This window comes from Photobacterium piscicola, assembly GCF_046058925.1.
Taxonomy (GTDB): Bacteria; Pseudomonadota; Gammaproteobacteria; order Enterobacterales; family Vibrionaceae; genus Photobacterium; species Photobacterium piscicola.
On the sequence record NZ_CP175534.1, the window covers coordinates 3,002,017 to 3,024,614 of the forward strand.

Annotated in this window: 16 protein-coding genes and 1 tRNA gene; 11 read left to right on the forward strand and 6 right to left on the reverse strand. The window is 40.7% G+C overall.

Features of this window, described 5'->3' with window-relative positions:
* Positions 1-72 precede the first annotated feature (72 nt).
* Positions 73-2,205, forward strand: a complete 2,133-nt coding sequence (cadA, locus tag ACJZU6_RS14080) for a lysine decarboxylase (protein WP_080158539.1) — start codon at positions 73-75, stop codon at positions 2,203-2,205.
* A gap of 137 nt (positions 2,206-2,342) precedes the next feature.
* Positions 2,343-3,035: a 2'-5' RNA ligase family protein gene (locus tag ACJZU6_RS14085; protein ID WP_408900462.1), complete on the forward strand. Its 693-nt coding sequence runs from the start codon at positions 2,343-2,345 to the stop codon at positions 3,033-3,035.
* Positions 3,036-3,109: 74 nt separating this feature from the next.
* On the opposite strand, the gene ACJZU6_RS14090 is transcribed toward ACJZU6_RS14085, so the two are convergent.
* Positions 3,110-3,973 carry a PA4780 family RIO1-like protein kinase gene (locus tag ACJZU6_RS14090; RefSeq protein WP_080158541.1) on the reverse strand — a complete coding sequence of 288 codons (864 nt, stop codon included), beginning with the start codon at positions 3,971-3,973 and terminating at the stop codon, positions 3,110-3,112.
* Between the two features lie 296 nt (positions 3,974-4,269).
* On the opposite strand from ACJZU6_RS14090, the gene ACJZU6_RS14095 reads away from it, so the two are divergent.
* Entirely contained in the window at positions 4,270-5,592 is a 1,323-nt protein-coding gene (locus tag ACJZU6_RS14095) for a porin (RefSeq protein ID WP_408900463.1), read from the forward strand.
* A 224-nt stretch (positions 5,593-5,816) separates the two neighbouring features.
* On the opposite strand, the gene ACJZU6_RS14100 is transcribed toward ACJZU6_RS14095, so the two are convergent.
* A tRNA-Leu gene (locus tag ACJZU6_RS14100) sits at positions 5,817-5,901 on the reverse strand.
* Between the two features lie 241 nt (positions 5,902-6,142).
* On the opposite strand from ACJZU6_RS14100, the gene ACJZU6_RS14105 reads away from it, so the two are divergent.
* Complete coding sequence (locus tag ACJZU6_RS14105; protein ID WP_408900464.1) at positions 6,143-6,634, forward strand: RDD family protein; 492 nt, start codon at positions 6,143-6,145, stop codon at positions 6,632-6,634.
* Positions 6,635-6,698: 64 nt separating this feature from the next.
* Here ACJZU6_RS14105 and lptG read toward each other — a convergent pair whose 3' ends face one another.
* Together lptG and lptF are read right to left on the reverse strand one after the other, a co-directional pair.
* Positions 6,699-7,772, reverse strand: coding sequence for an LPS export ABC transporter permease LptG (gene lptG, locus ACJZU6_RS14110; RefSeq protein WP_080158544.1), 1,074 nt, complete (start codon positions 7,770-7,772; stop codon positions 6,699-6,701).
* Positions 7,772-8,872 carry an LPS export ABC transporter permease LptF gene (gene lptF / locus ACJZU6_RS14115; protein ID WP_408900465.1) on the reverse strand — a complete coding sequence of 367 codons (1,101 nt, stop codon included), beginning with the start codon at positions 8,870-8,872 and terminating at the stop codon, positions 7,772-7,774. Before lptF ends, lptG begins: the two co-directional genes overlap by 1 nt.
* 194 nt (positions 8,873-9,066) lie before the next feature.
* Between lptF and pepA the strand changes: the two genes are divergently transcribed.
* The 4 genes from pepA (at position 9,067) to ACJZU6_RS14135 (ending at position 14,603) form a co-directional block, all read left to right on the forward strand.
* Positions 9,067-10,575 (forward strand): leucyl aminopeptidase, encoded by a 1,509-nt coding sequence (pepA, locus tag ACJZU6_RS14120; protein WP_080158545.1) that lies wholly within the window; start codon positions 9,067-9,069, stop codon positions 10,573-10,575.
* Between the two features lie 48 nt (positions 10,576-10,623).
* Positions 10,624-11,079 (forward strand): DNA polymerase III subunit chi, encoded by a 456-nt coding sequence (locus ACJZU6_RS14125; protein WP_107276442.1) that lies wholly within the window; start codon positions 10,624-10,626, stop codon positions 11,077-11,079.
* 33 nt (positions 11,080-11,112) lie between these two features.
* Positions 11,113-13,974 carry a valine--tRNA ligase gene (locus ACJZU6_RS14130; protein ID WP_327779962.1) on the forward strand — a complete coding sequence of 954 codons (2,862 nt, stop codon included), beginning with the start codon at positions 11,113-11,115 and terminating at the stop codon, positions 13,972-13,974.
* Positions 13,975-14,189: 215 nt separating this feature from the next.
* Positions 14,190-14,603: a DUF2061 domain-containing protein gene (locus tag ACJZU6_RS14135; protein ID WP_107276440.1), complete on the forward strand. Its 414-nt coding sequence runs from the start codon at positions 14,190-14,192 to the stop codon at positions 14,601-14,603.
* Positions 14,604-14,657: 54 nt separating this feature from the next.
* On the opposite strand, the gene ACJZU6_RS14140 is transcribed toward ACJZU6_RS14135, so the two are convergent.
* Both ACJZU6_RS14140 and rraB read right to left on the reverse strand, forming a co-directional pair.
* Complete coding sequence (locus tag ACJZU6_RS14140) at positions 14,658-17,093, reverse strand: glycosyl hydrolase 2 galactose-binding domain-containing protein (RefSeq protein WP_408900466.1); 2,436 nt, start codon at positions 17,091-17,093, stop codon at positions 14,658-14,660.
* A 202-nt stretch (positions 17,094-17,295) separates the two neighbouring features.
* Positions 17,296-17,694, reverse strand: a complete 399-nt coding sequence (rraB, locus tag ACJZU6_RS14145) for a ribonuclease E inhibitor RraB (protein WP_080158551.1) — start codon at positions 17,692-17,694, stop codon at positions 17,296-17,298.
* A gap of 541 nt (positions 17,695-18,235) precedes the next feature.
* Between rraB and ACJZU6_RS14150 the strand changes: the two genes are divergently transcribed.
* The 3 genes from ACJZU6_RS14150 (at position 18,236) to arcC (ending at position 22,581) form a co-directional block, all read left to right on the forward strand.
* Complete coding sequence (locus tag ACJZU6_RS14150) at positions 18,236-19,684, forward strand: YfcC family protein (RefSeq protein ID WP_080158552.1); 1,449 nt, start codon at positions 18,236-18,238, stop codon at positions 19,682-19,684.
* 699 nt (positions 19,685-20,383) lie between these two features.
* Positions 20,384-21,604, forward strand: a complete 1,221-nt coding sequence (gene arcA, locus ACJZU6_RS14155; RefSeq protein ID WP_080158553.1) for an arginine deiminase — start codon at positions 20,384-20,386, stop codon at positions 21,602-21,604.
* A gap of 62 nt (positions 21,605-21,666) precedes the next feature.
* Complete coding sequence (gene arcC, locus ACJZU6_RS14160) at positions 21,667-22,581, forward strand: carbamate kinase (protein WP_408900467.1); 915 nt, start codon at positions 21,667-21,669, stop codon at positions 22,579-22,581.
* Positions 22,582-22,598 lie beyond the last annotated feature (17 nt).

A 22,598-nucleotide genomic window follows, 5' to 3' on the forward strand; every position in this document is an offset into this window, starting at 1 on the left:
TATTATCAAGGCGCACAATTACACCTCCCTAATTGGAGTGGTGCGCCTTTGCTTACCCTGGAGATATTCAAAATGAATACCATTGCAATATTAAATAATTTAGGCGTATTCTTCAAAAAATACCCAGTACAAGAATTAGAACAAGCACTAGCTACTCGCGGTTATAAAGTCGTTTATCCTGTTGATGATAAGGATTTAATGAAGCTACTTGAAATGAACCCACGTATCAGTGGTGTGATTTTTGACTGGGATACTTACTCATTAGACTTATGCCAACAAATTAATCAAATTAACGAAAAACTACCGCTATATGCCTTTGCTAACGAGCATTCAACACTCGATATTAACTTAGCAGATCTTCGCTTAAATATTTACTTCTTTGAATATTGCCTTGGTAGTGCTTCTGATATTGCGCATAAAATTGAGCAAGCAACAGAAGACTACAAAGACAGTATTCTACCACCGTTAACCAAAGCATTATTTAACTACGTTGATGAAGCTAAATATACATTCTGTACTCCGGGTCACATGTCAGGTACAGCATTTAATAAAAGCCCAGTAGGTAGTATTTTCTACGATTTCTACGGTGCAAATACATTTAAAGCAGATATTTCAATCTCAATGCCTGAACTTGGCTCATTGTTAGATCACTCAGGTCCTCATAAAGAAGCTGAAGAATATATTGCGCGTACGTTTAACGCTGATCGTTCTTACATTGTGACTAACGGTACTTCAACAGCGAATAAAATTGTTGGTATGTTCTCAGCACCAGCAGGTAGCACAGTACTGATTGACCGTAACTGTCATAAATCATTAACTCATATGATGATGATGACCGATGTTGTGCCAATTTATTTCCGTCCTACACGTAATGCTTACGGTATTTTAGGTGGTATTCCTAAGAGTGAATTTAGCCGTGAAGTGATTGCTGAAAAAGTGGCTAACACTCCTGGTGCAACTAAACCTGGCTATGCGGTTATTACAAACTCAACTTATGACGGTTTGTTCTATAACACCCAATTTATCAAAGAATCATTGGATACTAAGTTTATTCACTTTGACAGTGCTTGGGTGCCTTACACTAACTTTAACCCTATTTACGAAGGTAAGTGTGGTATGAGTGGTGAAGCAATGCCGGGTAAAGTGTTCTATGAAACCCAATCAACCCATAAATTATTAGCGGCATTCTCACAAGCATCAATGATCCATGTAAAAGGCCAATTAGAAGAAGAATCTTTCAACGAAGCCTTTATGATGCATACTTCAACCTCACCACAATACGGTATTGTGGCGTCAGCTGAAATTTCTGCAGCAATGATGCACGGCAACGCTGGTCGTCGTTTAATTCAAGATTCTATTGATCGCGCAATTCGTTTCCGTAAAGAAATCAAAAAACTACGCTCAGAATGTGACGGTTGGTTCTTTGATGTATGGCAACCTGAGAACATCGATACCACTGAATGTTGGAACCTAAAGCCCAATGAAAAATGGCATGGCTTCAAGAATATCGATGAAGATCATATGTTCCTTGATCCAATCAAGATCACCCTACTAACACCGGGAATGAACGAAGATGGTGAGCTGTTAACATCAGGTATTCCAGCGTCTATCGTAGCTAAGTTCCTTGATCAACACGGTATTGTCGTAGAAAAAACGGGTCCATACAGCCTATTATTCTTGTTCTCTATCGGTATAGATAAGCCAAAAGCAATGCAACTATTGCGTGCACTTACTGAGTTTAAACGTGGTTATGATCGTAATATGACCATCAAGTCATTCTTACCATCACTATTTAAAGAAGATCCTCAATTCTACGCTAATATGCGTGTCCAAGATCTGGCTCAAAGTATTCACGATCTAACAGTGAAATACCAATTACCAGAGCTAATGTACAAAGCATTTGATGTGCTACCAGAAATGAAGATGACACCACATGCTGCATGGCAACAAGAGTTACGTGGTGAAGTGCGTGAAATACCATTATCTGAAATGGTAAACGAAATCAGTGCCAATATGATCTTACCTTATCCTCCAGGTGTGCCTGTAGTACTTCCTGGTGAAATGGTAACAGAGCAATCTCGCCCAGTATTAGATTTCCTTGAAATGCTATGTGAAATTGGTAATCACTTCCCAGGCTTTGAAACTGACATTCACGGTGTTTACAACGTTGATGGTGTTTACAAAGTAAAAGTGATCAAACAATAATATCGATTATTGATACGACGATTATTAAGGCATGCTTTGAGCATGCCTTTTTTGATTATTTTGTTATCACTCTAACAAAAATGCATACCAAAAAGGTATAAAGTGTCATATCACTGACTTTAAAGCAGAACATTGAAATGTTTAAAAAACATCTGTTAGCCTTAGTATGTATCTGTATTAGCCCTGCCGTTATTGCTGACCCCTCAGTACCACAGCCATCAAACACTATTAGCTATAACTTGTTTCTCATTCCTAATCATACCGTTGATAAAACCGTATCGACCATCAGTAACCAACTTAAACAACAGCAATTAGCATCACTTTATAGCCAAGGCTTTCTGCCACATATCACGCTTTATTTAACTGAATACCCAACTAATAATCTCAACTCACTCAAACAACAAGCGCAACAACTGGCAAACCAATGGCACCGTTTTGATTTAACGCTGGATCATATTCAACGGACAAAAGGAAATTGGTTAATGCTGGATGTTAACAATACACCTGAGTTACAACGATTAGCCGATACCGCAGCAATAATGGCGGCCCCACTTCGAACCATGGATCCAAAAATTCCGACATGGGTAAGCCACTATCCTGAAAAATTAGCTGCATTTCAGCGCTATGGCAGTCCAAATGTATTTACTAATTTTGAACCACATATCACCTTATTAGCACAATCTGATCCGCATAAACTGACCCAATTTATGACAAATTATGGTGATCAGTTTCAACCCGTGCATTTTAAAGCACTCGGCATTGGTATCGCCGCGGTTAATAGTAACGGCCAAGCTAAAGCGGTGATTGCAAGTTACTCATTTCCTAAATAGCAGCCATAAAAAAGCTTCAATCGTTAATTGAAGCTTTTTTAATAACAATATTAAACAGTAAACAAAGATAGTGATTACTCACATTCTTCTTCATTGGTATCCATCAATCGAGCTCGGCGTAACTCAGCCTCTGCCATCACAGCATTAATTTCAGCCATTAAGCCATCAATATCAGCATCCATTTCACTTTCAATAAATACACCCGTTAATTCAGTATCAGGATTGAGAGTGCCAGCCTGAAACAATGCCCACATTTCTTTCGCATATTGCGTTTCAAGTAATTCAGGTGCGTATTGGCCATAATAATGCGCCATATTATTTACATCACGCTCAAGCATCCATTTCGCATTATTATTTGCTGAAGCATCTACGGCTTGAGGTAAATCGATAATCACAGGACCTTGACCATCAACAAGCACATTAAATTCAGATAAATCACCGTGAATAATACCAATACATAACATACGGGTGATGTAATTAATCATCACCGCATGATCGCGTAAAGCTTGTTCTTTCGTTAGCGTAATATCATTTAAGCGAGGCGCAACAGCACCATCGGCATCAGTGATCAATTCCATTAACAACACACCGTCAAAACAACCGTAAGGAATAGGTGCGCGTACATCCGCTTTTAGTAATAAAGACAAAGCATCAACTTCAGCTTGTTGCCATACTTTTTCTTGCTCATCTCTACCAAACTTTGAGCCTTTTTCCATCGCGCGAGCACGACGACTATTACGTACCTTACGCCCCTCACGGTAAGTTACCGCTTTCTTAAAGCTGCGTTGGTCAATTTCTTTATAGACTTTAGCACAACAAATTTTGCCACCACTGCGAACAACATACACAGAGGCTTCTTTACCGCTCATCAGTTGAGATAAAACGTCATCAATAAGACCATCTTCAACTAGGGGTTGTAATCGTGGAGGAATCTTCATTACACCTACATTTACCAGTAACTAGGAATATACCTGTTTATAATATCGCATTATCGCTAGCTAAAATTTTTTAACAAGTCTTGCGCAAAAGGATTTGTTAATAAACTGACCGCCCACCAGCCAACAACAGTAAATATACGTCACAAAAAAAATATTATTAGCCATTAAAAACAACAACATAAAATTCCATTCTTCAATATAGATTTAGGTTTCAACGACTCGCATTATTAGTGTCAATAAAAAGCTAGCAATTGATAGTCACTAATTAAAAAATAACAATAATAATGAGATCTTATATGAAGAAATGCTTGGCTACGCAAAAAACATTACTCTCCATCGCTATCATTGGAGCAGTAACACTTTCCCCGTTAGCAATTGCTAACACCACACCTCAAAATGGCTTTATTAACGGCTCATCACTTAATACAAAACTCATCAGTGATACTCGTGTTCGTAGCAATAATACTCACCCTAACTCTGATTTTCATAGTCGATTAAATTATTCATCTTATAACGCTATCGTTGATTTTAATTCAGGCTATTACAATCAATTTATAGGCGTCGATGTTGCTGGTTATTTAGCAGGAGATATCTATAACAATAGTCTTCAAAATGATAATGATGAATATTTATCAAATGAGATCTCATTATCAAATAACCAAGATTGGGGCGCAGGTGATGGCCCACATTTCAAGCTTTATACTGCTGCGGTTAAATTTCAATACCACGATATTTTTAAGGGTAAAGTCGGCTTAATTCAATCAACGGGTAATGGTACTGTGGGTAACGTCTGGTCATTTGTTCCAGGTACTTATCGCGGTTTAGAAGTTAACGCCTATATTGGTAGTGGCAAGTTAACCTATTTTTGGGCTGATAAATACACTGCGCCTTGGTTACTGAGTGAAGATGATTATATTGGCTGGGCAAACACTAAATGGAATTACTTGCATTCAATAGGCTATGCGAATCAATTCGGTAACTTTAGCTACAACCTTGGTATAGGCCAAGCTATGGATGTGCATTATAGCGACAGTAATCGTAGTGTTAATCCAATATCTTATAAATTCTATACCCAGTATATTGTTAATAGCCAAATAATATTAGCCGCTGATTTTTATGGTGTTAAGGATAAAGTTAAATATAACGGCTTAGGATATATGAGTGGTTTATCTCTAAATATTAGTCAAGGCCGCTGGGGCTGGTTATCACAGTTAAGGTACGCTAATAGCCATAACGACATTGAGATTGTGCCACGTACCATCTATACCTATGCGATGAATAATGGTAGCTGGTCGCAATTTTGGGATGCATTATCTGATTGGAACCAATCAGGTGAAACATCATTGTATAACCGCTTATCGTTTAATGCAGGCAATGGCTGGAATTACTACATGGGTGTAGGATATGGCTCAGGAATGGATCAAACTAAAGTCGGCTATAGCAGTGAAGCCGCGGTCAACGGTACGATTGGATACACCTTACAGCAAAGCACATTAAAAGGCAGTGTGGTACAGCTACACACTACATGGTTAACTCGTGATGAAGTTAAATCAGCGACAGTCGGTAAAGATGAAACTGATGTCCGCTTACAAGTCATCATTCCCTATACTGTGTTTTAACAACAAAGATCACTGACATTTAGCCTCAACATCAAGTTGAGGCTTTTGATGAGCTATCACTATAGTGATTACCAAATATAACTAATGGTAAAAAATAACAAGGGGGACTTAAACCCGCTTTCCTTTGATTGATGACAAGGTGAAAAGCGAACTTAAGAAAGTTGGAATAACCATGAGGCAAAAAAAAAGCCTCAATCTTACGATTAAGGCTTTTCTCTGAAATTTGGTGCCCGAGGACGGACTTGAACCGTCACTCCCGAAGGAAACGGATTTTGAATCCGTCGTGTATACCAATTTCACCACTCGGGCTTATGGCGGCTATTATACGTATATCGTATTGATGCGCAAGCGTTAATCCATACAATTTACTATATTAAATGTTAAGCGTTGGTTTTTTGATCCAATATTAATTTATTGATGATAATCAGACCGCAATCAATATAAGTATTAATATATTTTGTAGCAATTTTGTACATTCATTCGCATTTAATTTACTGCTACACTGCCGACAACAAGGACTTGCCCAACCATTATTGATACTGGAACCATCATGCAGAAAAAGAAACAGCTACAAACTACCGTTTCACACCAATATCCTAGTTTATTACGTCGTTTAGGGGCTTGGTTCTACGATACGCTTATCGTCACTGCTATTTTAATGGTTGCAGGCGCACTGGCAATGGCCATTGTTGCCACTTTACTCGCGGTGGGTGTGCTCACTTTAGGTGACTACCAAGATGCCAGTGCTTATTTGATATCGAATCCTACAGCAAGCATGTTATATAGCGCTTACCTTGCTATCGTTATTATTGGTTTTTATAGCTACTTTTGGACTCAAGCAGGACAAACATTGGGAATGCGAGCATGGAAACTAAAACTTCAAAATGAAGATGGTTCTCATATTAAAATTACTCAAGCTTTTATTCGTATTGCAACATCAGCATTTGGTTTAGGTAACTTACTTGCCTTTAATAATAAGCGTCGTTCAATGCAAGATATTATGGCGGAATGTGAAATGGTCGTAACTGAAAAAGTGCACTAATACATCATCAGTCTTAATAAAAATCAGTAATAAAAAAGGAGCCCTTAGGCTCCTTTTTTAATCACTATAATTTACGTCGAAGTAAATAAATCGTAATAGCTAAAAACACCAGACTAGGCGCAAGAGCACCAATAACAGGGGGTAAGTTATAGACTAAGCTCATCGGGCCAAAGACTTCATTGGAAATATAAAATGCAAATCCAAAGATAACCCCAGATAACACGCGCGCTCCCATCGTCACCGAGCGTAACGGCCCAAAGACAAATGACAATGCTAGCAACATCATTACTCCAATGGAGACAGGTTGCAGTGCTTTACGCCAAAAGGCGAGTTCATAACGCATTGCATCTTGCTTAGATTCTTTTAAATAACCCACATAATCATATAACCCAGACAGTGATAGCTCTTCTGGTTTTACCGTAACCACCGCTAACTTATCAGGGGTTAATGTTGTATCCCATTTCTTAGTATCATAATGAGTATTGGTAATCTGCGCCTTGTTAGTCATATCCGTTACCGTCACATTATGCATCGTCCAGCCAAGCTTCACGTCATAAGTTGCCGTTTTTGCAGATAACACATCCAACAGTTTATCTTGGTTATTAAATTGCCAAATATTGACCACATCGATTTGATTTTTATCATGCACACGGCCAAGATAAATAAAATCATTATCATCTTTTGCCCACACACCACTTTGAACCGATAGCATACTACCGCCACTGATCCATAAAGCTCGCAACTCACGCGCTGACTTTTGCGCTTGCGGTGCGCCCCATTGCCCAAGTAACGTCACAATGATCATTAACGGCACTGCGGTTTTTAAGGTTGATAAACCAATATCTAACTTAGAAAAGCCTGCCGCTTGCATCACCACCAGCTCAGAGCTTGATGCCAACATACCTAGACCAATCAAAGCGCCAAGTAATACCGCCATCGGGAAAAATGTTACGATATCTTGTGGCATGGATAACAACACAAAATACAATGCTTTCAGTAAATCATAACTGCCTTGACCGACTTTACGTAGCTGCTCAACATATTTAATGATGGCAGAGAGTCCGACGAGAGTTGATAAGGTTAATGCCGATGTTGCAATAATAGTTCGGCCAATATACCAGTCGAGAATTTTAAACATTAACCACGTCTCCGTAATTTATCTTTGAGGCGTCGAATCGGTAAACTATCCCAGCTATTTAAAGCGATTGCGATCAATAACGCGCCAATATTAATCGGCCACATTCCCATCCAACCAGGAATAAAACCATCTTCAATCGCAGATTTTGCCGATGATATTGCTAAGAAATACGCTAAATAAATTAATACCGCAGGCGCTAATTTAGCAAAACGTCCCTGACGAGGGTTAACCGCAGATAATGGCACCACAATCATAACTAATAGTGGAATACATAAAATTAACGATAATCGCCATTGCAATTCAGCAGTTGCCGCTAAACTTGGATCTTTTAATAACTCAGAGGTCGTTTTCGCTTCCCAATCACGAGAGCCTTGTTTCACTTTACGCTGACCAATTAACGCTTGGTAATTATCAAACTGTGTAATGGCATAATTAAGTTTAGTAGGCACACCTTCATAACGGGTACCTTGCTGTAAGTCTAACATTTGACGACCGTCAGCTTGTTCGGTGACAAAACCACGATCAGCCACCATTACACTCGGTTGTAATGAATCTTGCGCTTTTAATTGGGCAATAAACACTTTATGTAATTTGGAACCTTTATCGGTAATGTCATTAACAAATACCACCCCTGAGCCATTAGGTGCCATTTGGAATGTTCCTTTGACCAGCATATTTAAACCCGGATCAGCCTTAGCTTGATCGGTAATCTGTTCAATTTTATTTTGAGCCCACGGCGCAACCCATAATGCATTGGCGGTGGCTATCGAGCCGGTAATTAAAGCTAAAGCTAATGCGGCACGAATAAGAAATTTATTTCCCATGCCTGTGGCGCTCATTACGGTAATTTCACTTTCAGCGTACAAACGGCCAAATGTAAGTAAAATACCAATATATAAACTCAGTGGTAACATCAGCAATGCCATTGCCGGAATAGAAAGTCCCATTAAAGTCACAATCAGATCGCTCGGAATCGAACCATCCGTCGCTTGTGCTAAAATGCGAATGAACTTTTGGCTAATAAAGACAAGAAAAAGCACAAAAAGTACTGCTAATTGGCTTTTTACTGTCTCTCTCGTCAAATACCTAACAATAATCACGCGTTATATTCCCATAGAAAACTTGTTTTTTTGATGGAATCACTATAGTTTTTGGTTAAATTAGTTATTTTTTTATCTTTCGGCTGAATGTAAGTCCGCGCTTTAAGCCTATACCGAAATCTCGGCAGAGCAAGCAAGTGTGGTATTATCTAACATTTAGCGTTAATTGTCTTTATAGGATGTTAGGAGTACGCATGGAGTTCAGTGTCAAAAGCGGTAGCCCCGAAAAACAGCGCAGTGCGTGTATTGTCGTGGGCGTATTTGAACCACGTCGCCTCTCTCCAATCGCGGAACAGCTAGACAAAATTAGTGATGGCTATATTAGCTCATTATTACGTCGTGGTGACCTTGAAGGTAAACCAGGACAGATGTTGTTATTACACCATGTTCCCAACGTATTGTCAGAACGAGTACTACTTGTTGGTTGTGGTAAAGAGCGTGAACTTGACGAACGCCAATACAAACAAATCATCAAGAAAACCATTAGCACCTTAAATGAAACTGGCTCAATGGAAGCGGTATGTTTCCTAACCGAGCTACATGTTAAAGGTCGCGATACCTACTGGAAAGTACGTCAAGCAGTAGAAACGACTAAAGATAGCCTTTATACCTTTAACCAGTTTAAAAGTAACAAGCCAGAGACGCGCCGTCCACTACGCAAGTTAGTTTTTAATGTACCCACTCGCCGTGAGCTTTCTTTGGGCGAACGTGCGATTGCACATGGTCTTGCTATTTCATCGGGTGTTAAAGCCAGTAAAGACCTTGGTAATATGCCACCTAACGTTGCCAATCCTGCTTATTTAGCCTCACAGGCACGTCGTTTAGCTGATGATTTTGAAACAGTAAGTACCAAAATTATTGGTGAGCAAGAAATGGCAACTTTAGGTATGACATCATACCTCGCTGTTGGTCAAGGCTCTAAAAACGAAGCCATGATGTCAGTTATTGAATACAAAGGCCATCCTGATCCTGAAACCAAACCCATTGTTCTTGTGGGTAAAGGTTTAACTTTTGATTCAGGTGGTATTTCTATCAAACCTGGCGCACAAATGGATGAGATGAAGTACGACATGTGTGGTGCTGCATCTGTATTTGGTACCATGAAGGCACTGGCAAAACTGAATCTACCGATTAATGTTGTTGGTGTACTGGCGGGTTGTGAAAATATGCCCGGTGGTAACGCTTATCGCCCCGGTGATATTTTAACCACCATGTCAGGTCAGACGGTTGAAGTGCTAAATACCGATGCCGAAGGTCGATTGGTATTATGTGATGCATTAACTTACGTTGAGCGTTTTGAGCCTGAATGTGTGGTTGATGTAGCCACATTAACGGGCGCATGTGTGGTGGCGCTTGGTCATCATATTAGTGGCTTAATGGGTAACCATAATCCATTAGCGCATGAGTTAATTAATGCCTCAGAACAAGCAGGCGATCGTGCTTGGCGTCTACCGATGAGTGATGAGTACCAAGAGCAAATTGCCAGTCCATTTGCAGATATGGCGAACTTAGGCTCACCAGGTGCTGGTACCATTACGGCGGGTTGTTTCTTGTCGCGTTTTACCAAGAAATACAACTGGGCTCACCTTGATATTGCAGGCACAGCTTGGAAAGGCGGTGCTGCAAAAGGCTCAACTGGACGTCCTGTGCCATTGTTGGTCCAATTCCTTCTCAATCGAGCAGGCCAAGAGATTGTCGAATAAGACATTCAGAAAAGGGCCATTGGCCCTTTTCTTTTAGGACATTAATTTATGACTCATGCTACGTTTTATATATTAGATGATAAGCAAGATGGCGCTGATAGTGATTTTCAGTGGCATTTTGCTTGTCGTTGCGCAGCCATGAGTTACCGTCAAGGATTACGTGTTTACTTACTTGCAGCAGATAAACAACAAGCAGAACAAATAGATGAATATCTATGGCAACAAGATCCCGATAACTTTATCCCTCACAATTTACTTGGAGAAGGACCAAGAGGCGGATCGCCGGTTGAGATTGGTTGGCCCGGTTTACGTTATAGCGGACACCGCGCAGTATTAATTAATTTAGCCGAAATTGTCGCAAATTTTGCGGTTAGCTTTGCACAAGTGGTAGACTTTGTCCCTTGCGATGAAACGCTCAAACAGCAAGCGCGCGAGCGTTACAAGGCTTATCGCCTTGCTGGCATTCAAATTACGACTGCCAATGCTGTTACTGAGACGCCTTAATTCCACATAGAATAGAATCCTTCTAAGAGCGCTATGGAAAAGACATACAACCCACAATCAATTGAACAAGCGCTTTATCAGCGCTGGGAAGAGGCTGGTTACTTTAAGCCTCATGGTGATACATCTAAAGATGCTTACAGCATTATGATCCCGCCACCAAACGTCACAGGCAGCCTACACATGGGCCACGCGTTCCAGGATACCATTATGGATACCCTGATCCGTTGTGAGCGTATGAAAGGTAAAAACACCCTATGGCAGGTTGGTACTGACCACGCAGGTATTGCTACCCAAATGGTTGTGGAGCGTAAGATCGCTGCTGAAGAAGGCAAAACTAAACATGACTACGGTCGTGATGCTTTCATCGATAAGATCTGGGAATGGAAAAACGAATCTGGTGGCACTATCACCAAACAGCTTCGTCGCCTTGGCGCATCTGTAGACTGGGATCGTGAGCGCTTCACGATGGATGATGGTCTATCAAATGCAGTTCAAGAAGTTTTCGTTCGCCTTTACCAAGAAGATCTACTTTACCGTGGTAAGCGTCTGGTTAACTGGGATCCAAAACTACACACAGCAATCTCTGACATCGAAGTTGAAAACAAAGATGTTAAAGGTCACATGTGGCACTTCCGTTACCCACTTGCTGATGGCGTACAAACAGCAGATGGTAAAGACTACATTGTGGTAGCAACAACCCGTCCAGAAACCATGCTGGGTGATACAGGTGTTGCGGTAAACCCTGAAGATCCACGTTATAAAGATCTGATCGGCAAAGAAATCATTCTACCTATCGTTGGCCGTCGCATCCCTATTTTAGGTGATGAGCATGCGGACATGGATAAAGGTACGGGTTGTGTAAAAATCACCCCAGCACACGATTTCAACGACTACGAAGTAGGCAAGCGTCATAGCCTACCGATGATCAACATCCTAACCTTTAATGCTGATATTCGTGATGCGGCTGAAGTCTTCACTACTAACGGCGAAGAAAGTGATGTTTACAGCACTGAAATCCCTGCGAAATACCAAGGTATGGAGCGTTTTGCAGCCCGTAAAGCTATCGTTGCTGAATTTGACGAGCTCGGCCTGTTAGAAGAAATTAAAGATCATGATCTAACCATTCCTTATGGCGATCGTGGTGGCGTGGTTATTGAACCAATGCTAACAGCACAATGGTATGTTCGCGCAGCACCATTAGCGGAACCTGCGATTAAAGCCGTTGAAAATGGCGATATCCAATTTGTTCCTAAGCAGTACGAAAACATGTACTACTCATGGATGCGTGACATTCAAGATTGGTGTATTTCACGTCAGTTGTGGTGGGGTCACCGTATTCCAGCTTGGTACGATAACGACGGTAATGTTTATGTTGGTCGTAACGAAGCTGAAGTACGTGAAAAACATAACCTTGCTCCAGTTGTGGTACTAAACCAAGACAACGACGTACTTGATACATGGTTCTCTTCAGCACTATGGACATTTGGTACTCAGGGCTGGCCAGAAAACACCGCTGATCTTCAAACCTTCCACCCATCTGATGTGTTGGTAACTGGTTTTGATATCATCTTCTTCTGGGTTGCACGTATGATCATGATGACCATGCACTTCTGTAAAGATGAAGACGGCAAAGCACAAGTACCATTTAAAACTGTTTACGTAACCGGTCTTATCCGTGACGAAAACGGCGATAAAATGTCTAAGTCTAAGGGTAACGTAATCGACCCTATCGACATGATCGACGGTATTGATCTTGAGTCTCTAGTAGAGAAGCGTTGTGGCAACATGATGCAACCACAACTTGCAGCGAAGATTGAAAAAGCCACTCGTAAGACATTTGAAGCAGGTATTGAACCATACGGTACCGATGCGCTACGTTTCACTCTTGCTGCTATGGCCTCTACTGGCCGTGACATCAACTGGGACATGAAGCGTCTTGAAGGTTACCGTAACTTCTGTAACAAGCTATGGAACGCAAGCCGTTACGTATTGATGAACACAGAAGATCAAGATTGTGGTTTCGCAGCAGGTAGCGAGCTTGAATACTCAGTTGCTGATAAGTGGATTGAATCACAATTCCAACTAGCGGCAAAAGAATTCAATACCCATATTGATAACTTCCGTCTCGACATGGCAGCAGGTGTACTTTATGAGTTCATCTGGAACCAATTCTGTGACTGGTACTTAGAGCTAACAAAACCTGTTCTATGGAAAGGCACTGAAGCACAACAACGTGCAACGCGTCATACGCTAATCACAGTACTTGAGAAGACATTACGTCTTGCGCACCCAGTTCTTCCTTACATCACTGAATCAATCTGGCAGAGCGTTAAGCCGCTGGTTGACGGTGTTGAAGGTGAAACTATCATGAACCAGGCATTGCCTCAGTTTGATGAAGCGCAATTTGATCAAGCAGCAATCACTGACATTGAGTTTGTTAAAGCGTTTATCACGAGTATTCGTAACCTACGTGCTGAATATGATATCGCGCCAAGCAAGCCATTATCAGTCATGCTAAAAGTCGCTGATGCTGCTGATGCAACACGCGTTGAAGCCAACCTTACTGTACTGAAATCTCTAGCAAAACTAGAAGAAGTGAAAGTATTGGCTGACGGTGAAGCCACCCCAGCTTGTGCAACAGCACTTGTGGGTAAATCTGAATTGATGATCCCAATGGCGGGTCTGATCGATAAAGACGCTGAACTAGCACGTTTAGATAAAGAAATCGCGAAAATGGAAGGCGAAATCAAACGCACTTCTGGCAAGCTAAGCAACGAAGGTTTTGTTGCTAAAGCGCCTGAAATCGTGATCACTAAAGAGCGTGAAAAGCTAGCGGGTTACGAAGAAACACTGGTTAAACTGACTGAGCAAAAAGCAACGATTGCTGCGCTATAAGTTATTGTTTACTGACTAAATAAAAAACCGACGCTTTGACGTCGGTTTTTTTATTTCCCTCAACTGCACAATTCCCCCTTCATTTTAAAAACACGGCTCGCTTAGAAATACGTGCAAATGATAGCTTTTATCTATTGGTGATATATAAAATACCAAATTTACCTATTGAAGTAGGTTTGTAATACTCATTACATCAAATTAATGAGATTGACCTTATGAAAAAGACCCTCAGTTTTGCCATTATCCATTTTACCGTTGCTTTTAGTGTGGCATTCCTATTAACGGGCAATCTTTTGATCGGTGGCCTGATTGCTTTAATAGAACCCATGGTTAATACCGTTGCCTTCTACTTCCACGAAAAAGTATGGCAAACTAAAAAGCTCATTCAAACCCAATATTCTTCTCCAAGTAAAAAGACAATCAGTTTCGCTATATTGCATTTTAGTGTCGCTTTTACAGTGGTGTATTTATTAACGGGAGATATTCTTATTGGTAGCACCATGGCAATGATCGAGCCAACAATCAATACCTTGGCTTATTATCTGCACGAACGAGTATGGCAAAAAAAGCAGCATCATCAAAATGCGCCTCAGCAATTAATGTCAATGATGGTGTGTTTGCATCATTAAAATGCAAAAACCCTGCTAACGACTAATCGCAAGCAGGGTTTTATTAAGAGACGGTTAGTAACTTTGTTTTAGGTGGTAGACACGTAAACCTTGCGCCACTTCATCATAGCTTGCTGAGCCAATGTATTTAATTTGACGCTGGTGTTCCGGTACCAGAGTGAAACTTGAGTCTTCAAATCGACCTTCACCCTCAAATTCCAAATGCACAAAGAAAGCGGGCTTACTGCTACTTAGCATTACCACGATATCATTATTGTGCTCTGCAACTTCAAACCGTAAATCAGGACAAGCTAACTCACAGTATTTAGGCCGCGCTGGAAACCACGTGTTTTCAATTAATTGTTGGCCACTATGTAAATGTACATGGAAAAAACCGTCTTGTTCATGGCCGTCTAAATCTTCATTTAGCCATTCCCATACCACTTTGGTTGAGTCGGCTTCTAAATATTGAGAAATGGGCTCACGATAAAGAATTTCCCCTTCCCAACTTTGCCATACCACTTCGCCTTTTAACTCGGTATTTTTACGGCCATCATTAACGAGGTGTAATTTAAGCCCTTGTTGATCACGAGTAAACGTGGCGATTTGCGGCGCAAAGAAGCGCCGCGCATGGTAATGCAATTGTTTCCAACGGCCGCTGTATTCTAATGATGACCATGAGCTCACAGGCCAGCAATCATTTAATTGCCAAAACAACATTCCACGGTTAATCGGTTTTTGAGTACGCCAATATTCAGCCGCTGTTTTCACCGCCAATGCCTGTTGCACTTGCGATAAATACAGCATATTGACAAAACCATTTGGAAACCGGAAATAGCGGGTAAACATCTCGGTAATAACCGAATTACCATGGCTACTTTTCTGATGATTTTCAAAACTTGGCGAGCTTATATTCCAATCTTGCTCAGGTAAGAAACTCTTTACCGTTGGCAATGATGGCCAAGATTGAAATCCAAATTCCGAGCAAAAACGTGGCGTTACTTGCAAATAAGTATCAAACTCTTTACCGCTATCCCACACATCCCAACAGTGCATGTCACCCCGTAGAGGATCATGGTGCCATGTATCGATAATATCTAATTCACCATTACATGGTGAACTCGCCCAAAAACGACGTGATGGATCTTCACGTTCAACCACCTCAGCTAAGGTACGATTGAGACGATCATAATTAAGCAGATGCTTCTCACGATATTGACGCGATTCAGGATCACGATTAATCGCCCCTAACACTTCATTATCACCGCACCACAACGCTAAACTTGGATGATCTTTTAAACGTCGAACTTGATATTCAACTTCTTGTTCAACTTCTGCAATAAAATCAGGGGTTGATGGGTACAGCGCATTAGCAAACATCAAATCTTGCCAAACAAGCAGCCCCAATTCATCACAGATATTATAAAAAATGTCTTTTTCATACATGCCACCGCCCCACACTCGCAGCATGTTCATGTTGGCCGCTGCGGCATCAGTTAATAAACTACGGTAACGCTGTTCACTCATTCGCGCAGGCATCGCATCCAGAGGGATCCAATTTGCACCACGAGCTGAAATCGGCACATCATTGACCATCACCACCATACTTTGGCCGTGATCATCATCTTCAGTAACTAATTCTAACTTGCGTAAGCCAATTTGCTTGGTAATGGCAACCCCATCAGCTTCTAAAGCTAATTTATATAACCGTTGCTTACCGTAGCCTGCAGGCCACCAATGACGGGGATTATCAATACGGAAAATAACACTGGCTTTGGTTGCTTCACGATCAAGCGTTAGACAAAAGGTTTGTCCATCAAAAGTAACCGACGCATTAGCCAGTCCTTTTTCAGAGACAACTTCATAATGTAAAGTGACCGCTAACTCACACTCTTGTTGGTGCCATTTCTGCTTGGTTGCTAAATGGCTAATGCGTACATGCTCAATCGGCTGCAATACAATATCGCCATAAACACCCAATACAGATAAACAAATACTCCAATCCCAACCACTGTGAAATTGAGGTTTACGCAACGTATTCATGAATGGAATTTGATTATTCCCTTCTGCCCACGGTACTGGGAATGGCAGTTTATCTGCACGACTTTTAGCTTCTAAATCCGCACGATGTAGCACAATTTCAATACGGTTAGTACCGACTTGCAAACAGCTTAATACATCCACCTTATGGCGCATGAACATATTTGTAAAATCAGCAACGGTATGACCATTAATGCGAATCTCAGCTACCGTATCAAGCTGATTTAATACCAAGTCCATGGCATTACACGTCAGTTGTTCGGCCGTTAATTCAAAGTGGCGGCTGACAATCCAGTCGCACTCACCGACCCACTGAACTTTTTTTTCATTGGTTGCCCAATATGGATCAGGGATCTCTTCGGCTGCATATAATGCCGAATGAACATCACCCGGCAAATCAATATGAAGGTCTTGAATTGCAGGACGTTGAATACACGCAAGCAACCACTGGCCATTAAGTGAGATTGTCATCAATCACTCCAATACTGAAGCTATTCAGTATGATTTAAATTTGTGAGGATAAACGGAAAGATTTACACGCGTCGTGATTACAGACAGTGATCACGGGTAAATTTCTATCATATCGTGAATATCAAAATTTGATATCACCGCCAAAAAGTAGAAAAAGCCAGCAAAATGCCGGCTTTTTAGAACAGAGTGGTATTATGACGACTTATTCTTCGTCTTCGCTCTCTTCTTCATCATCTTCGTCAGATTCGAAGTAGGTACCCCAACCGTCATAATCAATGCTGTGTTTTTCAGCTAGTTTGATGAGCTTTTCAGCTTGCTCATCAATAAGATCAGCGTTTAGAGCTGACTCCATGACTGCATCAAAACATACAACCTTGCCACCGCCATCTTCAGGATCAAGCTCTAGCTCTTCTGCTTCTAAAACATTAAAACCAAGTTTAAATGCTTCAACCGCTGCAGCTTCTAGTTCTTCAAATGTGTCTGCAGAGAAGTGGTGCTCAATAGTGTAAAGCGCCTCTGGCTCACTGCCATCTTCAAGTAGTGCGGCGATAATTTCGCGCGTTTCTTCTTTTTGCTCTGCAATCAATTCTGCGTAAGACATGGTATCACTCCACCTATGGAATAAATTTGCTGGCAAATATCGCATGGTTTGCACTCAATTACCATATGTTACGCATCCCCCAAGCCTAAATTGATCTTAATCAAGCGTTGATGAATTAACGTTAAACCACTAAATACTCACTGTAATGCATAATATTCCATGCTTATTTCAACATTCATTCAACAATAGCCGCAGCATCAGCCCTTATCCGCCTTTCGTATATTTATTATTCGCATAGCCACCCATTTTTTTTACACTAATATCCCTCATCGAAAAATCATGCCCTGATGCATTAATATTGATGCAAAAAAACTGTGAACAATCGTTGAGTTAGTAACTATATTCCGCTTTAGAATCATAAGGCCCCAAGACCAAATGAGATTGTTTATTAGCGACTTACACCTTATATACTCAGCAACACCCGTTTTGAATAAATTACGTTTATTGTTTGTTCCCTTATTTATCCATAAGTGCTTCTTTATCACTCATGCAGACAAACACACCTTATGGTTATCATTAACCGACGGTGCAGGAGATAACCATGACGACACATACAGAAATTAAACCCGAAAAGAAAAGCTTTTTTTCTCAATTAAAATTCCCATCGGCCTACACCATTTTATTTACGCTTATTGCTTTAGTTGCCGCGCTGACATGGGTTGTACCAGCTGGTCAATATGATCGTGAAATGAATGTAGATCTTGGTAAAGAAGTCCCAATTACTGGTACCTATAAACCAGTTGAGAGCAATCCTCAGGGCGTTATTGATGTCTTACTTGCTCCTATAGATGGCTTCTATAACCATGAGTCTTATGAAGCTGCAGCTATTGATGTGTCACTGTTCATTCTCATTATCGGTGGCTTTTTAGGGTTAGTGACAAAAACAGGAGCCATTGATGCAGGTATTGAGCGCGTCACGGCCCGCCTGCATGGTAAAGAAGAATTAATGATCCCGATTCTGATGGGTCTGTTTGCCGCTGGCGGCACCATTTATGGTATGGCAGAAGAATCATTACCTTTTTATACCTTATTAGTTCCGGTAATGATGGCGGCACGGTTTGATCCTCTTGTCGCTGCGGCAACTGTATTACTGGGGGCTGGCATTGGAACATTGGGCTCGACGATAAACCCATTTGCAACAGTTATTGCTTCTAATGCGGCAGGCATACCGTTCACTGATGGCATTATGTTACGGATTATTATTCTAACGGTTGGCTGGTTAATCTGTGTTGGTTACGTCATGCGCTATGCAAAAATGGTGCGCGAAGATAAAACAAAATCAATTGTGTATGACCAATATGAACAAAATAAAGCGCATTTTTTAAGTAATCAATCTGACCAAATGCTGGAATTCACCACCACCCGTAAAATTATTCTGGCGATTTTTGGACTCTCGTTTGCAGTAATGATTTACGGCGTTGCTGTTGCTGGTTGGTGGATGCCACAAATATCTGCCATGTTCCTTGGTGCCTCGATTCTGATTGGCTTTGTATCACGAATGAGCGAGGAAGATTTTTCAACCAGCTTTATTGATGGGGCGCGAGATCTGCTTGGCGTGGCGTTAATTATCGGTATTGCGCGTGGTATTGTGGTGATCATGGATCGCGGCATGATCACAGATACCATTCTAAACTCAGCCGAGCACATCGTCACCGGCCTCTCAGCGGTGGTATTTATCAATGTGATGTATATATTAGAAATACTACTGTCATTTTTAGTGCCATCAACTTCAGGGTTGGCAGTACTCACCATGCCGATTATGGCGCCATTGGCTGATTTTTCAGGGGTCGGACGAGAGCTCGTTGTAACGGCTTACCAATCTGCGTCAGGTGTAGTGAATTTAGTTACTCCCACGTCTGCTGTAGTAATGGGAGGACTCGCAATTGCGCGTGTGCCTTATGTTCGATGGTTAAAATGGGTCGCACCATTATTAGGTATTATTATTGTATTTACGATGGTGGTATTAAGTATTGGCGTAATATTAGTGTAGATCTTTAATTTACCCATTAAATCATTTTAAATAATTAAAACCGCCCTTGGGCGGTTTTTTATTTTTCAGTCTAAATAGAATTAGATTTTTTATTATCATTTAATTTATCACTATACTTGTTGTTAATATTTTTATTATTCCTTACGTCCTACTCTTATCTCTACTTTATAACTCTATAACTCTATAACCCTATAACCCTATAACCCTATAACCCTATAATACATATTTAAATAAAAAAAATAACATTTAACTAGTTTAATAAACAATGAATCAGCATCACAAAAAACACTTTAAAAATTAAATACCCAGCGCATAAAGACTATTATTTAAAATAGATAATCATATTAGATGAATATTATTCAACAGCATTAAAACTTATTTAAAATAATAAAATGAATAATATTCCATATTAAAAATAAATATCAATTAAAAACAATAACATAAGATAATAATAATTCTTAAAAAAACATCAAAACCACATAATAAACCAGGCTATATTTTTATTTTTTCACTATTATTTTTTGCAAATAACCACCATAACCTAGCTAAGTTATTAATAATTAAAGTGTGATAACGGTCTTATACAAATATAGTTAACCACGTAGAATTAATTGCATAAACAACACGCAATACTTATTTAACGCTTCGTAACTTTAAACATAGCCAATCATTAACAGGCATAAATAGAGAGATACTATCATGAGTAACTTTTATGTGGGTTCTGAAATAGGTCAACTACGCCGCGTACTAATCCATCGTCCAGAGCGTGCTTTAAATAATCTTACACCATCTAATTGCCAAGATTTATTATTTGATGATGTTTTATCCGTTGAAAAAGCGGGTGAAGAACATGATGTATTTGCGAATACTTTACGCCAACAAGGTGTTGAAGTTTTATTATTGCAAACCATGTTAAGTGAAACATTAGCTATTCCTGAAGCCAAAGATTGGTTGCTATCAACGCAAATATCAAATTACCGCTTTGGTGATACCTTTGCGAATGACATTCGCTGTTTCTTAGCTGACTTACCTCACGCAGAACTCGCTTCCATTTTATTAGGCGGTTTAAGTTACGCCGAATTGCCACTGCAATCTTCTTCTATTATGCAAAGAATGCATTCACCTTGTGACTTTATTATTAAGCCATTACCTAATCATCTTTTTACCCGTGATACCTCATGTTGGGTGTATGGCGGTGTTTCTATTAACCCGATGGCTAAAGAAGCGCGTCAACGTGAAACCAACCACTTACGTGCTATTTACCGCTGGCACCCAACATTTGCAGGCCAAGACTTCATAAAATACTTTGGTGATGAACAAAATGCTTATGACAAATCCACTATTGAAGGCGGTGATGTTTTAGTTATCGGTAAAGGCAGCGTGTTAATCGGCATGTCAGAGCGCACCACACCACAAGGTGTTGAAGCATTAGCCGCTAGCTTATTTAAGCACGGCCAAGCCAAACAAGTGATTGCAATGGAATTACCAAAGCACCGTTCATGCATGCACCTTGACACAGTTATGACGCATATGCGTGAAGACACTTTCTCTGTTTACCCAGAAGTTATTCGTAAAGATGTCCAATGCTGGAGCCTAACTGGCGATGCTTACGGCAATGTTAAAGCTAAGGAAGAAAGTTATTTTGTTCACGCTATCGAAAAAGCTTTGGGCGTTGATCAACTTAATTTAATTACCACTGGTGGCGATAACTTTGAAGCTGAACGTGAGCAATGGAACGATGCTAACAACGTATTAACCGTCAGCCCTGGTGTAGTTATTGGTTATGAACGCAACACTTACACCAATGAAAAATACGATAAAGCAGGCATCACCGTATTACCTATTCCTGGTGATGAACTTGGCCGCGGTCGCGGTGGTGCTCGCTGCATGAGTTGCCCAATTGAGCGTGATGGTATTTAACCCAATAACAAAGGCTGGTGCGACTACCGACCAGCCACTAATAAATACGGAGAGACACAGCGATGACTAAACAAACTGTTGTGGTTGCCCTTGGTGGCAATGCTTTATTACGCCGCGGTGAGCCTTTAGAAGCCAGCATTCAACGTCAAAACATTGCGACAGCCGCCAAAACTATCGCAGAAATTGCACAGCAATATAACGTGGTATTGGTACATGGAAATGGCCCTCAAGTAGGTCTACTTGCATTGCAAGGATTGGAATATAAAAAAGTCATGCCTTACCCATTAGACGTGTTGGGCTCTGAAACACAAGGCATGATCGGCTACATCTTAATGCAAGAATTAAAGAATTTACTACCAGAGCAAGACGTCTCTTGCATGCTCACTCAAATGCTCGTTGACCCACAAGATCCGGCTTTTGCGGATCCAACCAAGCCTATTGGTCCTGTATATCAAGAAGCTGAAGCACGTGAGTTAGCGGAGAAGTTCCAATGGACGGTAAAGGCTGACGGTCAATATTACCGCCGCGTGGTACCAAGCCCACAACCGATTGGCATCGTGGAATGTGATGCAATCGAAACCTTAATTAAACGCGATCACTTAGTCATTTGTACTGGTGGCGGTGGTATTCCCGTTAAACGTGAAAATAACAAACTGGTTGGGGTTGAAGCTGTAATTGATAAAGACATGTCAGCAGCTTATCTCGCCAAGCAATTAAACGCCGATGCCTTGCTTATTTTGACTGATGCCGATGCTGTTTATCTTGATTGGGGCAAAGCAACCCAAAAAGCCATTTCCAGCACCACACCACGTGCATTATCGCAGTACAGCTTTGATGCGGGCTCTATGGGTCCCAAGATTGAAGCTTCCTGCGAATTTATTAAGCAAGGTGGAAAATTAGTCGGTATCGGCGCATTACATGACGGCTTAGAGATTCTAAAAGGGCTTGCAGGAACAAATATTATTGCAGATAAGTAGAATAACTATTCACAAAC

Excerpts from the sequence above, each read along its gene's own strand:
- cadA (WP_080158539.1), top strand. The coding sequence starts at position 73 with ATGAATACCATTGCAATATTAAATAATTTAGGCGTATTCTTCAAAAAA.
- ACJZU6_RS14085 (WP_408900462.1), top strand. The coding sequence starts at position 2,343 with ATGTTTAAAAAACATCTGTTAGCCTTAGTATGTATCTGTATTAGCCCT.
- ACJZU6_RS14090 (WP_080158541.1), bottom strand. The coding sequence starts at position 3,973 with ATGAAGATTCCTCCACGATTACAACCCCTAGTTGAAGATGGTCTTATT.
- ACJZU6_RS14095 (WP_408900463.1), top strand. The coding sequence starts at position 4,270 with ATGAAGAAATGCTTGGCTACGCAAAAAACATTACTCTCCATCGCTATC.
- ACJZU6_RS14105 (WP_408900464.1), top strand. The coding sequence starts at position 6,143 with ATGCAGAAAAAGAAACAGCTACAAACTACCGTTTCACACCAATATCCT.
- lptG (WP_080158544.1), bottom strand. The coding sequence starts at position 7,772 with ATGTTTAAAATTCTCGACTGGTATATTGGCCGAACTATTATTGCAACA.
- pepA (WP_080158545.1), top strand. The coding sequence starts at position 9,067 with ATGGAGTTCAGTGTCAAAAGCGGTAGCCCCGAAAAACAGCGCAGTGCG.
- ACJZU6_RS14125 (WP_107276442.1), top strand. The coding sequence starts at position 10,624 with ATGACTCATGCTACGTTTTATATATTAGATGATAAGCAAGATGGCGCT.
- ACJZU6_RS14130 (WP_327779962.1), top strand. The coding sequence starts at position 11,113 with ATGGAAAAGACATACAACCCACAATCAATTGAACAAGCGCTTTATCAG.
- ACJZU6_RS14135 (WP_107276440.1), top strand. The coding sequence starts at position 14,190 with ATGAAAAAGACCCTCAGTTTTGCCATTATCCATTTTACCGTTGCTTTT.
- ACJZU6_RS14140 (WP_408900466.1), bottom strand. The coding sequence starts at position 17,093 with ATGACAATCTCACTTAATGGCCAGTGGTTGCTTGCGTGTATTCAACGT.
- rraB (WP_080158551.1), bottom strand. The coding sequence starts at position 17,694 with ATGTCTTACGCAGAATTGATTGCAGAGCAAAAAGAAGAAACGCGCGAA.
- ACJZU6_RS14150 (WP_080158552.1), top strand. The coding sequence starts at position 18,236 with ATGACGACACATACAGAAATTAAACCCGAAAAGAAAAGCTTTTTTTCT.
- arcA (WP_080158553.1), top strand. The coding sequence starts at position 20,384 with ATGAGTAACTTTTATGTGGGTTCTGAAATAGGTCAACTACGCCGCGTA.
- arcC (WP_408900467.1), top strand. The coding sequence starts at position 21,667 with ATGACTAAACAAACTGTTGTGGTTGCCCTTGGTGGCAATGCTTTATTA.